This window comes from Halomonas salinarum, from assembly GCF_012062845.1.
Lineage (GTDB): Bacteria > Pseudomonadota > Gammaproteobacteria > Pseudomonadales > Halomonadaceae > Onishia > Onishia salinarum.
Genome location: NZ_WWNB01000019.1, coordinates 1 through 13,821, shown reverse-complemented (window position 1 = coordinate 13,821; position 13,821 = coordinate 1). Strand labels below are relative to the sequence as shown.

The 13,821-nt window shown below is 62.6% G+C and carries 12 protein-coding genes; 10 read left to right on the top strand and 2 right to left on the bottom strand.

What is annotated here, in order from left to right; translation table 11 throughout:
• Positions 1 to 95: 95 nt before the first annotated feature.
• A complete protein-coding gene (locus HF027_RS12630) occupies positions 96 to 986 on the bottom strand; it encodes a LysR family transcriptional regulator (RefSeq protein ID WP_168016219.1) in 891 nt (296 codons plus the stop codon).
• Positions 987 to 1,152: 166 nt separating this feature from the next.
• Here HF027_RS12630 and HF027_RS12625 point away from each other — a divergent pair, with 166 nt between their 5' ends.
• The 10 genes from HF027_RS12625 (at position 1,153) to etfB (ending at position 13,548) form a co-directional block, all read left to right on the top strand.
• Positions 1,153 to 2,262 (top strand): S-(hydroxymethyl)glutathione dehydrogenase/class III alcohol dehydrogenase, encoded by a 1,110-nt coding sequence (locus tag HF027_RS12625; protein WP_168016217.1) that lies wholly within the window; start codon positions 1,153 to 1,155, stop codon positions 2,260 to 2,262.
• A 17-nt stretch (positions 2,263 to 2,279) separates the two neighbouring features.
• Entirely contained in the window at positions 2,280 to 3,137 is an 858-nt protein-coding gene (fghA, locus tag HF027_RS12620) for an S-formylglutathione hydrolase (RefSeq protein WP_168016215.1), read from the top strand.
• 378 nt (positions 3,138 to 3,515) lie between these two features.
• Positions 3,516 to 4,685 (top strand): choline metabolism transcriptional regulator GbdR, encoded by a 1,170-nt coding sequence (gbdR, locus tag HF027_RS12615; RefSeq protein WP_168016213.1) that lies wholly within the window; start codon positions 3,516 to 3,518, stop codon positions 4,683 to 4,685.
• A gap of 144 nt (positions 4,686 to 4,829) precedes the next feature.
• Positions 4,830 to 5,531 carry a monofunctional biosynthetic peptidoglycan transglycosylase gene (gene mtgA / locus HF027_RS12610; RefSeq protein ID WP_168016211.1) on the top strand — a complete coding sequence of 234 codons (702 nt, stop codon included), beginning with the start codon at positions 4,830 to 4,832 and terminating at the stop codon, positions 5,529 to 5,531.
• Positions 5,532 to 5,664: 133 nt separating this feature from the next.
• Positions 5,665 to 6,642: a dipeptidase gene (locus tag HF027_RS12605; RefSeq protein ID WP_168016209.1), complete on the top strand. Its 978-nt coding sequence runs from the start codon at positions 5,665 to 5,667 to the stop codon at positions 6,640 to 6,642.
• 53 nt (positions 6,643 to 6,695) lie between these two features.
• Positions 6,696 to 7,241, top strand: coding sequence for a DUF5943 domain-containing protein (locus HF027_RS12600; protein ID WP_168016207.1), 546 nt, complete (start codon positions 6,696 to 6,698; stop codon positions 7,239 to 7,241).
• A 12-nt stretch (positions 7,242 to 7,253) separates the two neighbouring features.
• Positions 7,254 to 9,326 (top strand): dimethylglycine demethylation protein DgcA, encoded by a 2,073-nt coding sequence (dgcA, locus tag HF027_RS12595; protein WP_168016205.1) that lies wholly within the window; start codon positions 7,254 to 7,256, stop codon positions 9,324 to 9,326.
• Positions 9,327 to 9,417: 91 nt separating this feature from the next.
• Positions 9,418 to 11,397 (top strand): (Fe-S)-binding protein, encoded by a 1,980-nt coding sequence (locus tag HF027_RS12590; RefSeq protein ID WP_168016203.1) that lies wholly within the window; start codon positions 9,418 to 9,420, stop codon positions 11,395 to 11,397.
• The gene (etfA, locus tag HF027_RS12585) at positions 11,397 to 12,734 is read left to right on the top strand and encodes an electron transfer flavoprotein subunit alpha (protein ID WP_168016201.1); all 1,338 of its coding nucleotides are present in this window, start codon (positions 11,397 to 11,399) and stop codon (positions 12,732 to 12,734) included. The genes HF027_RS12590 and etfA overlap by 1 nt, the downstream gene beginning before the upstream one ends.
• Positions 12,724 to 13,548, top strand: a complete 825-nt coding sequence (etfB, locus tag HF027_RS12580; protein ID WP_168016199.1) for an electron transfer flavoprotein subunit beta — start codon at positions 12,724 to 12,726, stop codon at positions 13,546 to 13,548. The genes etfA and etfB overlap by 11 nt, the downstream gene beginning before the upstream one ends.
• Here etfB and HF027_RS15505 read toward each other — a convergent pair.
• Positions 13,523 to 13,821, bottom strand: a 299-nt coding sequence (locus HF027_RS15505) for a hypothetical protein (protein ID WP_209316445.1), incomplete at its 5' end; no start/stop codon positions are given. The genes etfB and HF027_RS15505 overlap by 26 nt on opposite strands.

The following is a 13,821-nucleotide window of genomic DNA, read 5'->3' as shown; positions in this document are numbered from 1 at the left end:
CGGGCCAGGCCCGCCATTGATCAACCCCTTGGGCGCCCGCTGGGCGCCCTTTTTTGTGCGCCCGTTAGTGTCGTTGCATCGCTGAGCTGGCGCTGTCAGCGCCGCGCCGGCAACACCTCGTGAATATGGGCGACCAGATAGTCGACGAACTGGCGAACCTTGGGCGAGAGGTGGCGGTGGCGCGGATACACCGCCCAGACAGCGGTGTCGCGGTGTCGAAAGTGGTCGAGTACCGAGACCAGCTCGCCACTGGCCAGATGCGCCTCGACGTAGTAGTCCGGCAGCTGTGCGATGCCCAGCCCCTTGAGGGTGGCGTCCAGCAGCGCGGGGCCGGAGTTGGCCTGCCAGCGCCCGCCGACGCGAACCTCGCGGCGCATCCCGTCGACCTCGAACAGCCATTGATCCCGGGAGCCGAGCAGGCAGGTGTGAGTGGCAAGCTCGGTCAGCGAATGCGGGCGGGGGACCTGAGCGAAGTAGTCCCGTGAGCCGACCACGTACTCGCGGCGCTCACACAGGCGCCGAGCGATCAGCGTCGAGTCCTTGAGCACCCCCATGCGAATCGCCACGTCATAGCCTTCGTCGATCAGCTCGACGCGGCGATTGGTGAAGTGCATGTCCACCTCGAGCTGCGGATGCTGGCGCTGAAAATCGTTGACCAGCGGGGCGATGAAACGCTCGCCGAAGGTGGTCGAAGATGTCAGCTTGAGCACGCCCTTGGGTCGCGCGTGAAAGTCATGAACGGCGGCTTCGGCCTCCTGGAAACCATCGAACAGATGGCGGCAATGCTCATAGTAGAGGGTGCCGGCGTCGGTCAGGTGCAGTTGTCGCGTGGTACGGTAGAGTAGGGTGGTGCCGAGCTGATTCTCGAGCTGACCTACCAGTCGGCTGACGTGTGACGTCGAGACCTTGAGCGCCCGTGCCGCTGCAGAGAAGCTGCCCAGGCGAACCACTTCGACGAAGGCTTCGATTCGATCCCAGCGTTGCATGTGGTGAAGGGTGCTCCCTGATCTTTGCTGAGTGGCAACAATCTTGTGTGTCTCACCCAGTTTATCGCGACAGGCGCTGTCGCCTAGACTGGTTTCACTACAGCCGGCAATGTTTTTACCCTGACCGGCTGATCAATGTTCCTACATCCTACTGTCTGGAGTCGCCATGAAATCTCGTGCCGCTATTGCACTGGAAGCCGGCAAGCCGCTGGAACTCACCGAAATCGACGTCGAGCCTCCCAAGGCCGGCGAAGTGCTGGTCCGCATGGTCGCCACCAGCGTCTGCCATACCGATGCCTATACCCTCTCTGGTGCCGATCCGGAAGGGCTTTTCCCCTCAGTACTGGGTCACGAAGGCGCAGGCGTCGTCGAGGAAGTCGGCGAGGGCGTGACGGGTCTTGTGCCGGGCGACCACGTCATCCCGCTCTATACCGCCGAGTGCGGTCAGTGCAAATTCTGCCTTTCCGGCAAGACCAACCTGTGCAGCTCGGTGCGCGCCACTCAAGGCAAGGGCCTGATGCCGGATGGCACCTCGCGCTTTTCCCTGGATGGCAAGCCCCTGCATCACTACATGGGCTGCTCGACGTTCTCCGAGTACACCGTGGTGCCTGAGGTATCGCTTGCCAAGGTGTCCAAGGAAGCCCCGCTGGACAAGATTTGCCTGCTCGGCTGTGGCGTGACCACGGGTATCGGCGCTGTCATGAATACGGCCAAGGTCGAGCCGGGCTCCACCATCGCCGTGTTCGGCCTCGGTGCTATCGGTCTTGCCGTCATCCATGGCGCGCAAATGGCCAATGCCAGCCGCATCATCGCCATCGACATCAACCCGGAGAAGTTCGAATTGGCACGCGAGTTCGGTGCCACCGAGTTCGTCAATCCGAATGACTACAGTGATTCCATCCAGCAGGTCATCGTCGAGCTGACCGATGGCGGCGTCGACTACTCCTTCGAGTGCATCGGCAATGTCAATGTCATGCGTTCGGCGCTTGAGTGCTGCCACAAGGGGTGGGGCGAGTCGATCATCATCGGCGTCGCCGGTGCCGGCGAGGAAATCTCCACACGGCCCTTCCAGCTGGTGACCGGGCGCGTCTGGAAAGGCTCCGCCTTCGGTGGCGTCAAGGGTCGCAGCGAGCTGCCGGGCTATGTCGATCGCTACATGAAGGGTGAGCTCAAGATCGACGAGTTCATCACTCAAGACATGCCGTTCGAGAAGATCAACGAAGCCTTCGAATTGCTGCATGCGGGCAAGAGCATTCGCAGCGTACTGCATTTCTGAGCGAAGGAGACGCACCGATGAGCATGTCCGAATCCCTGGAACTGGTATCGGCCACCAAGAGCTTCGGCGGTTGGCTCAAGCGCTACAAGCATCATGCGCGGGCACTGGACTGCGAGATGGTCTTTTCCATCTATCTGCCGCCTCAGGTCGAGACCGAGCGGGTGCCGTTGATGTGGTGGCTGTCGGGGCTGACCTGTACCGACGAGAACTTCATGCAGAAGGCCGGGGCGCAGCGGCTCGCCGCCGAGCTCGGCATCGCCATCGTCTGTCCGGATACCAGCCCGCGAGGGCTGGATCTGCCCGGCGAGCATGACAGCTACGATTTCGGCAGTGGAGCCGGCTTCTATGTGAATGCCACCCAGGAGCCCTGGGCCAAGCACTACCGCATGTATGACTACGTGGCCGAGGAGCTACCTTCGGTCGTGCGCCAGCACTTCCCGGTCAATGGTCGCGAGTCGATCAGCGGGCACTCCATGGGCGGCCATGGGGCCCTGGTACTGGCGCTGCGTCGTCCTGGGCAGTACGCGGCGGTTTCAGCATTCGCGCCGGTAGTGAATCCGGTAGCAAGCCCTTGGGGGCAGAAAGCGTTTACTCATTATCTGGGTGAAGACACGCGTAACTGGACTCAATATGACGCCTGTGAGCTGGTGGCCAAGGGCGCCTCGCGCCAGCCGTTGTTCATCGATCAGGGTGAGGCCGACAACTTCCTTGACGAGCAGCTGATGCCAGAACGGCTGGAGGCGGCGTGTGAAAAACGCGATCATCCGCTGACGCTGCGCCGGCATGCCGGCTATGACCACAGCTACTACTTCATTGCCACCTTTATCGAGGATCACCTGCGTTATCATGCCGAGCAGCTGCATAAGAAGCGCTGAGTGGACTCGATAATATTTGCCCCGTTTCTCTTCCTTTCGGGCTAGGGGCGCGTCAGGGCTCTTCTCCTTCGGGCGAAGGGCCCTTTTCGCTTTCAGGCCCATGGCCTGTGCACCGATTATTTCAGTTCACCGAAACGGTGCATTCGATAGCTAAATTTGGCATGTCAAAAAGCGACATACAGATTACATTTAGATTATCTCTTGCCTGATGGCGACACCGAAAGCGGGGTTTTCTTGCTCACATGTCGCGATCTGGACATCGATAACGCCACCGTGATTGACCAGACGATGGCGCTACTGCGTGTTGCTTACACAACAACCATAAAGACGTGAGGGTCGACGTGATCCTTGCCGATATACCGTGCTGGAGTCCTGACCATGACTACTGCTTCCCAAGGGCCACGCCAGTCATCTGCCTTGCCCTCTTCTCAGTCCAAGACGTCTGCGGTCAAGTCGCCGCAGACCTTTGGCTTCCTGCTGCTCGATAACTTCACCCTGATGTCGTTGTCCTCGGTCATTGAGCCGCTGCGCATGGCGAACCAGTTGGCGGGACGAGAGCTCTATCGCTGGTACACCATTAGTCAAGACGGTTGTCAGGTGAGCGCGAGTGATGGCCTGCGCGTCACGCCGGATGCCGGTTTCCAGACGCCGCTGAACCTGGATACCGTGATCGTCTGCGGTGGCGTGGGGCCGCAGCGGTCTGTCCAGCGTGAGCACACCTACTGGTTGCAGGTACAGGCCCGACAATCGCGTCGTCTCGGCTCGGTTTGCACCGGTAGTTGGGCGCTCGCCAAGGCGGGGCTGCTTGACGGCTATGAGACCAGCACTCATTGGGAATCCATGGCCGCCATGCAGGAATCCTATCCGCGGGTCGCTCTGAGCTCGCGATTGTTTTCCATCGATCGCGACCGGGTCACAGCCTCCGGCGGCACCGCACCGCTTGACATGATGTTGCACCTGATCGCCCTGGATCATGGCCGTGAGCTCTCGGCCAGTATCTCTGAGATGTTCATCTATGACCGGGTGCGCGGCGATCAGGATCTGCAGCGGGTACCGCTCAAGCACGTGCTGGGCACCACGCAGCCCAAGCTTCTGGAGATCGTGGCGCTGATGGAAGCCAACCATGAAGAGCCTATCTCCCTTGATGAGCTGGCAAACTACGTGGACGTCTCGCGTCGCCAGCTCGAGCGACTGTTCCAGAAATACCTGCACTGCTCGCCGTCCCGCTATTACTTGAAGCTGCGGTTGACCCGGGCCCGGCAGCTGCTCAAGCAGACCGCGATGTCGATCATCGAGGTGGCCTCGGCCTGCGGCTTCGTTTCCACCCCGCACTTTTCCAAGTGCTATCGAGAGTATTTCGGCATGCCGCCACGAGACGAGCGTCAGGGAATCGGCAGTCGGCAGGCGCGTCCGGTGTTTGCCGCGGGCCCCGAAGGCGCTTTTACATCCCTGCAGAGCGAGGGGGTGTCACTCGAGCCCGTTTCCAGTGCCGTGCTGGCGCTGACCCAGGCGCAGGGAGAGCCGACCTATGCAAGCGTGCCGCTCTAGGTAAGGGGTGGCGCTAATTGGGTCGTCACGCCCAGGCCATGGCCCTGGCGAGCTGGTTTCTCCCATCAATGCCGTGCCCTGAGGGCGCGGCATTTGCTTGTTGGCTTGTTATACTGCGGGCCCGATGAGCGTCCCGAGGCCGGCATGAACGATTGGCGAGGCAAGTTACTGCGCACTGTGTTGTGGGCGGCGGGGGGCTTCGTTGCCGCCTCGCTGCTGCTGGTGCTGATGTTCCGGGTGGTGCCGGTGTTCGGCTCGATGGTGATGGTCGAGCGCAAGCTCGAGTCCTGGGTCGGTGGTGAACCGATCGACATCGACCAGCAATGGCGGCCCTGGGCGGAGCTTTCCGGGCATGCCAAGATCGCCGTGATCGCCGCCGAGGATCAGCGATTCCCCGAGCATCACGGCTTTGATCTCGAACAGATCCGCCGCGCTATCGAATCAAGCCGCAATGGCGAGGGCCTGCGCGGGGCCAGTACGATCAGTCAGCAGACCGCCAAGAACCTCTTTCTGTGGACCGGACGCAACTGGCTACGCAAGGGGCTCGAGGCCTGGTTTACCTTGCTCCTCGAGGCGCTTTGGCCCAAGGAGCGCATCCTCGAGGTCTATCTGAATATCGTCGAGTGGGATAGAGGTGTCTTCGGCCTGGAGGCCGCTGCTCAGCATTACTTCGGGGTCAGCGCCGCTCGTCTTGATGTCAACCAGGCCAGCCGTCTGGCAGCGATCCTGCCCAATCCCCGGGGATGGAGCGCGTCACGCCCCGGTCCCTATATCGAGGAGCGCAGTCGCTGGATTCGCCAGCAGATGCATAATTTGGGCGGAGTTGCCTACCTCGAACGCCTGTAATAGTCAGATGCTAATATCGCGATCGCGACAGCTCTGACGTTTTTGGAAAACTCCCGGTCGCTTCCAAGCGACGAGCGGGGCAGTCCCAGGGCTATGCTGCCGGCAAGTCATCTTCTTGCTTGGAGTACCCTTCATGACCTCTTCCGACCTGCACCAGGACGCCATCGTCATCGATGGTCTTGTCATCGCCAAATGGAACCGTGAGCTGTTCGAGGACATGCGCAAGGGTGGTCTGACCGCGGCCAACTGCACCGTCTCTGTCTGGGAGGGGTTTCAGGCAACCGTCGACAACATCGTCAAGACCAATGCCCTGATAGCCGATAGCTCGGATCTGGTGCTGCCGGTGCGGACCACCGCCGACATCGCGCGGGCCAAGGAAGAGGGCAAGACCGGCATCATCTACGGTTTCCAGAACGCCCACGCCTTCGAGGACCAACTCGGTTATATCGAGATCTTCAAGAAGCTCGGCGTGGGCATCGTGCAGATGTGCTACAACACCCAGAACCTGGTAGGTACCGGCTGCTACGAGCGTGACGGCGGCTTGTCCGGCTTTGGCCGCGAGGTAGTCGCCGAGATGAACCGTGTGGGCATCATGTGCGACCTCTCCCACGTTGGCGAGAACACCTCTCGTGAGGTCATCGAGGCCTCTGAAAAGCCGGTCTGCTACTCTCACTGCCTGCCGTCGGGCCTCAAGGAACACCCGCGCAACAAGTCCGACGCCGAACTCAAGTTCATCGCCGACAACGGCGGCTTCGTCGGTGTGACCATGTTCACACCCTTCCTGCGTGCCGGCGTCGACGCCACCGTCGACGACTATGTCGAGGCCATCGAGTACGTGATGAACATCGTCGGGGAAGATGCCATCGGTATCGGCACCGACTTCACCCAGGGCCACGGCCATGACTTCTTCGAGTGGCTGACCCATGATAAGGGTTATGCGCGTCGCCTGACCCGCTTCGGCGATATCATCAATCCCGAAGGGATCCGCACCATCGGTGAGTTCCCGAACCTCACCGAAGCGCTGCTCCGTCGCGGTATGAGCGAGCGCCAGGTGCGCAAGATCATGGGCGAGAACTGGGTCCGCACCCTCAAGGACGTGTGGGGCGCCTGAACGGCGTCACCATCCGATAGATTCGAGACCAACAACAACGTAAGTGAGCTCCCGTGACCAAGATGGCCCCTGAACTGCCCATAGAGGTGGATGCCGAAACCGGTATCTGGACGACTGACGCCCTGCCCATGCTGTATGTGCCGCGTCACTTTTTCATCAATAACCACATGGCCGTGGAAGAAGCGCTGGGCGCCGAGAAATACGCCGAGATTCTCTACCATGCCGGCTACAAGAGTGCCTGGCACTGGTGCGAGAAGGAAGCCGAGTGCCACGGCCTCGAAGGTGTGGACGTCTTCGAACACTACATGAAACGCCTCTCCCAGCGCGGTTGGGGCCTGTTCATCACCGAGGCCATCGACCTCGATGCCGGTACCTGCCGTGTACGCCTCGAACACAGCGCCTTCGTCTACCAGATGGGCAAGGTCAACCGGAAGATCGAGTACATGTTTACCGGTTGGTTTGCCGGTGCCATGGACCAGATCCTGGCCGCGCGAGGCAGCGAGTTGCGTACCGTCGCCGAACAGACGCAGAGTGCGGCCGAAGAAGGCTGCGACGTCGGGATTTTCGTTACCCGTCCGCTCGACACCCCACAGGGCTGAGGAAGCATAACCATGGCATTCGACGCGATCTTCCAGCCGATCCAGATCGGCAACCTGACCATCCGTAACCGCGTGGTCAGCACCGCACACGCTGAAGTGCATGCCACCGACGGCGGCATGACCACCGACCGGTACGTGAAGTACTACGAGGAAAAGGCCAAGGGCGGCTGCGGGCTGTGCATCTGCGGTGGTTCTTCGGTGGTCTCCATCGACAGTCCTCAGGGCTGGTGGAGCTCGGTGAACCTGACCACCGACCGGATCATTCCGCACTTCCAGAACCTGGCGGACGCAGTGCACAAGCACGGCGGCAAGATCATGATCCAGATCACCCACATGGGTCGCCGCTCGCGCTGGGATGGCTTCGACTGGCCGGCCCTGCTGTCGCCCTCCGGCATCCGTGAGCCGGTCCACCGTTCGACCTGCAAGACCATCGAAGAAGAGGATATCTGGCGCATCATCGGTGACTTCGCTCAGGCGGCGCGCCGTGCGAAGGAAGGCGGTCTGGATGGCGTCGAACTGTCCGCCGTGCACCAGCACCTGATCGACCAGTTCTGGAGCCCGCGCGTCAACAAGCGGACCGACGAGTGGGGCGGCAGCTTCGAGAACCGCATGCGTTTCGGCATGGAGGTGCTCAAGGCGGTACGCGCCGAGGTTGGCGACGACTTCTGCGTCGGCCTGCGTATCTGCGGCGACGAGTTCCATCCGGACGGCCTGTCCCACGATGACATGAAACAGATCGCCACCTACTACGATGAAACCGGCATGGTCGATTTCTTCGGTGTGGTCGGCTCGGGCTGCGATACCCATGACACCCTGGCCAACGTCATTCCCAACATGGCCTATCCGCCGGAGCCCTTCCTGCACCTGGCAGCGGGCGTCAAGGAAGTGGTCAAGGCGCCGGTCATCCACGCCCAGAACATCAAGGATCCCAACCAGGCCCAGCGCATCCTCGAGGGTGGTTATGTGGATCTCGTGGGCATGACCCGCGCGCACATCGCTGACCCGCACCTGATCACCAAGATCAAGATGGACCAGGTCGACCAGATCAAGCAGTGCGTGGGCGCTAACTACTGCATCGATCGTCAGTACCAAGGGCTCGACGTGCTGTGCATCCAGAATGCCGCCACGTCGCGCGAATACCTGGGCCTGCCCCACATCATCGAGCAGACCGAAGGCAAGAAGCGCAAGGTCGTGGTGGTCGGCGGTGGTCCCGGTGGCATGGAAGCGGCGCGCGTCGCCGCCGAACGGGGCCATGAGGTCACGCTGTTCGAGGCCTCGGATCAGCTAGGCGGGCAGATCACCATCGCCTCCAAGGCACCGCAGCGCGACCAGATCGCCGGTATCACGCGCTGGTTCCAGCTCGAGCTGGACCGTCTCAAGGTCGACCAGCGCATGGGCACCCGTGCCGATGAGGCGACCATCCTCGATCTGCGTCCTGACATTGTGGTGCTGGCGACCGGCGGTCACCCCTACCTCGAACAGTACGCCGAGTGGGGCTACTCTGAGAATCAGGATGAAAGCCTGGTCGTCAGCACCTGGGACGTTCTCAACGGCAAGGTAGAGCCGGGCAAGAATGTGCTGATCTATGATGCGCTGTGCGAGTTTGCAGGGATGTCCGCGGCGGACTATCTGGCTGACAAGGGCGCCAAGGTCGAGATCGTCACCGATGACATCAAGCCCGGCGCGGCGGTGGGTGGTACCACCTTCCCGACCTACTACCGCAGCCTTTATCAGAAGGAGGTGATCATGACCTCCGACCTGATGCTGCACAAGGTCTACCGTGAGGGCGATTCACTGGTCGCGGTACTCGAGAACGAGTATACCGGGACACAGGAAGAGCGCGTGGTCGACCAGGTGGTCGTCGAGAACGGCGTACGTCCCGATGAGGCGCTTTACTACGCGCTCAAGGATAAGTCCCGTAACAAGGGGCAGCTGGACCTGCAGGCGCTGTACGACATCAAGCCGCAGCCTTGCCTGAGCGAAGAAGGTGAAGAGCCGCTGCTGTTCCGTCTCGGTGACTGCACCGCGCCGCGAAACACCCATGCGGCGATCTACGACGCCCTGCGTCTCTGCAAGGACTTCTAAGCGCCCATTGGCGTAGCACTTGAAGCCCTCAGCGGCCCGGTCAGTGATGGCCGGGCCGCCCAACAATTCCAATATTGCGAGGTGAGCCGAGATGCTCGATACCCTCCTGCCGATCCTGATCGCTGGTGCACTGGCGCTTGCGGTGGTCGGTGCCTGGCGGCGTGTCCGCCTGTGGCGCCAAGGTCGTCCCGCCCCCGTTGCCCTGCTCAAGGGGCTAGCCGCCATGCCGCGGCGCTACCTGGTGGATCTCCACCATGTGGTCGCCCGCGACAAGATGATATCCAACACTCACGTGGCCACCGCCGGCGGTTTTGTCGCGGCGGCCGTGCTGATGATCCTGGTGCACGGACTGGGCCTAGCCGAAGGCATCCTCGGCTGGGTGCTGCTCGCGGCCAGTGCCACCATGTTTGCTGGCAGCTGCTTCGTGGCTCGCCGCCGTCGCAACCCGCCGGCGCGGCTTTCCAAGGGCCCGTGGATGCGTCTGCCCAAAAGCCTGATGGCCTTCTCGCTGAGCACCTTTGCCATTACCCTGCCCGCCGTTGGTCTGCTGCCCGAGGATTTCGGCAGCTGGATCCTGGCACTGGTGCTTTCCGCCGTGCTGGTCTGGGGCCTGGGTGAGATGTTCTTCGGCATGACCTGGGGCGGGCCCATGAAGCACGCCTTCGCCGGTGCCCTTCATCTGGCCTTCCACCGCCGTCCTGATCGTTTCTCCACTAAAGAGGGAGGCGAGGGGCGTTCGACTGGCCTCAAGGCGCTGAACCTGGACGACCACGAGGCGCCGCTGGGCGTTGAAACGCCCAGTGACTTCACCTGGAACCAGCTGCTCGGGTTCGATGCCTGTGTGCAGTGCGGTCGCTGCGAGGCGGTATGCCCCGCCTTCGCTGCTGGCCAGCCGCTCAACCCCAAGAAGCTGATCCAGGACATGGTCGTCGGCATGGCCGGCGGCAGTGATGCCGATTACGCCGGCAGCCCTTATCCCGGCAAGCCGGTAGGGGAGCATGAAGGCAGTGCCGAGGGGCCCATCGTGGCCCGCCAGGGCAAGGCCCTGGTGGACGCCGATACACTCTGGTCGTGCACCACCTGTCGTGCCTGCGTCGAGGAGTGTCCGATGATGATCGAGCATGTCGATGCCATCGTCGATATGCGCCGTTTCATGACCCTCGAGCACGGCAATACCCCCAACAAGGGGGCAGAGGTCCTCGACAACCTGATCGCTACCGATAACCCCGGCGGCTTCGACCCCGGTGCTCGCATGCACTGGGCCGCTGACCTGTCGCTGCCCCTGATGGCCGACCGTGGTGAGGCCGAGGTGCTGTTGTGGTTGGGTGATGGCGCCTATGACATGCGTAACCAGCGTACGCTGCGTTCTCTGGTCAAGGTGCTGCGTGCCGCTGATGTCGACTTCGCCGTGCTCGGTGACGAGGAGCGCGATAGCGGCGACGTGGCGCGGCGCCTGGGCGATGAGGCCACCTTCCAGAGCCTGGCCAAGCGCAATATCGCCACCCTGTCGAAGTATCGTTTCAAGCGTATCGTGACCTGTGACCCGCACAGCTTCCATGTGCTCGGCAACGAGTATGGCGAGCTGGGTGGAGACTACGAGGTGCGTCACCACTCCACCTTCATCGCCGAGCTCTATGATGCCGGCAAGCTGGCCTTCGCTCCCTGGAAGGGCGGTCGGGTGACCTACCACGATCCCTGCTATCTCGGTCGCTATAACGGCGAGTTCGAGGCACCGCGCAATGTGCTGCGGGCGCTGGGTATCGAGGTCGCCGAGATGGAGCGCTCCGGCTTCCGCTCGCGCTGCTGCGGTGGTGGTGGCGGGGCTGCAATCACCGACGTTCCTGGCAAGCAACGTATTCCCGACATGCGCATGGGCGACGTGGGCGAAACGGGTGCCGATATGGTGGCGGTGGGTTGCCCGCAGTGTACCGCCATGCTCGAGGGTGTGGTCGACTCTACCGCCGAGGTGCGCGACATCGCGGAACTCGTTGCCAATGCACTGGTAGAGAAACCGGCGACCTCCGACGACCGTTCCCAGGCACAAGGGCCTCAGGCCGTGGAGGTGTCGTGATGAGTGATATTTTACGTCGAGATCCCCGTAAGGAATGGATTGCCCGCAACCGACTGCATCCACAGCACCTGGAAGTGCTGGCGGAACTCGGTCGGGGGGCAGCCAGCGAGTGGGTGGGGCCGCAGGGCCTGGTCCGCAAGAACCCGCATGCCGTGGGCTTCATGGGGCCCAATGGCCTCAAGCGTATCGACCGCAGTGGCGTTCAGCAGGGTCAAGGCGCTGGCGGCGCGCGGGCCTCGGCAGCCGTCAGCAAGCCCCGCGTCGAGATCGACGAGCCGGCCTTCCTGGTGACGGTGGTGCCGGACATGGGAGGTGGTCGCCTATCTAGTCACGATCGCGACCTGCTGGGATTGGCCCGTCAGCTTGCCGACGCCGACCCAGACGCTCAGGGTGCCGTGGCGGTAGTGACCTTCGGGGCAGCCCCGGAGGATGTGGACGAGGCCGGCGCCGACCGAGTGATCGCACTCGAGGCGGTCGAGGGCTTCGCGCCGGAGCGTCGTCTGGTATTGCTCGAGGCCGTCGAGCGTGAATTTGCGCCGCGTCACTGGCTGTTGCCGGATTCTGGTCTCGGTGGCGGTGATCTGGGTCGTCGGATGGCGGCGCGGTTGGGTGAGCGCCCCGTCACTGGCCTTTGGCAAGTGGCCGAGGACCCGCAGGCGCCGCTTGGCTGGCAGTGCACCGCACGAGGTGCCGCGGGCAGCAAGGATATTCTGCGCCCAATGCCGCGCTTGGTAATGGCTCTGGCCGAATGCGCCGAGCCGATCAGCGAGACGCGTCACGCGGCGGCGCCGCTGACGCTTGAGGCTGGCCTGCCGGAAACCTCGGAGCCGGCCTTGCCGGGCGGCGTCGATGCGCCCTGGATCGAGGATCTCGGCCAAGTGCCCGTCGATCCTGCCGGCGTTGCGCTGTCTGAAGCCGAGTTCATCCTCTCCGCCGGTAACGGCGTGCGTGATTGGGACGGTTTCCATGAGGCCGCCAAGGTATTGGGGGCGACGGAAGGCGCCTCTCGCGTGGCGGTCGACGATGGTTACATGCCCCGCGACCGTCAGGTGGGGGCCACCGGCACCTGGGTGACCGCCCGCGTCTACATGGCAGTAGGCATCAGTGGCGCCATCCAGCATTTGCAGGGCATCCAGCCCTGCGAAAAGGTCATTTCCATCAACATGGATGCCGGCTGTGACATGGTCAAGCGGGCCGACCTGGCAGTGATCGGCGATGCCGCCGCGGTTCTCTCGGCATTGGTCGCTCGGGTTCAGTCCGCACGCGAACAGGAGGGGGCGACCGAATCCTCAGACGCGTCCGCCACTACTGACAAGGAGACCCGCAATGCCGCCTGATATGCAAACACCCAAACGGCATGCTTCGTCAACCTCGGCGCTGGATGTTGTCGCGTTGGTCTCTGTCGGTCGCCATCCGGTGACCGGCCGGGGGCGGCGTGCCGATCTCGATGCGCGTGGTGTGGAGCTGGCACTTTCGCTTCCCGAGGCGCAGACACGCCTGGTGCATGCCGGTCGCTTCGATGCGGACAGCGAGCAGGCCCTGCGAGGCTACCTGGGTATGGGGTTCAAGGATCTCACGCTACTCGAGCAGCCCGCTGGCAGCGATGTCAGTGTGGCCCTCGGCGAGGCTCTGGAGGACTGGGGGCCGCAGCTGGTGATTGCCGGTGAGCGGGCCGAGCAGGGCGAAGGGTCGGGCATGCTGGCGTATCTTCTGGCCGAACGGCTGGGGTGGCCCCTGGTGCAGGGATTGGCCGCCATCGAGGAGGTAAGTCAGGGTGTAGCGACGGTGCTGCAGGCACTGCCGCGCGGTCAGCGCCGGCGACTCAAGGTCCGTCTGCCAGCCATCGTGACCGTTGACAGTGCCGCTCCCGCGGCACGCCAAAGTGCCTTTGGCCCGGCTCGCCGCGGTGAATGCCAGTCGTTGACGGTAGATTCCTGCAAGGATGAAGCACTGTCGAGCTGGACGATGCAGCCGGCCCGTAAACGGCCCAAGCGTCTCAAGATCGTCAAGGCCGCCTCGGCCCGGGATCGCTTCAAGGCCGCCGCAGCCAAGGCCGAAGGTGGTGGTGGGCAGGTCCTTTCGGATGTCACGCCTGAAGAGGGCGCCGAAGCCATCTACAAACTGCTCAAGGATGAGGGAGTGCTGCGTTAGAGCGTTCATTGCGCCATTGCTGCCAGCAGTTGGGCGCTAGATGATAGGGTCCGGCGGGCGGTAGTGGTGTCGCCGGTGCACGCAGCATCGACCAGCTGTACTCCCATTGTTTCATGGCTCCCTCAGTCAAAAGCCCCGGCCTTGTGCCGTAATGCCAGTCAGTTAAGCCTACCTTCAATAAGCTAATCATGAGACCTTTCCCTGTCAGGTACACTGACACGGGAAGGTCCATGCATTTCAGCAACGCCATCGATGCCATTGCCAAGGCGGTGC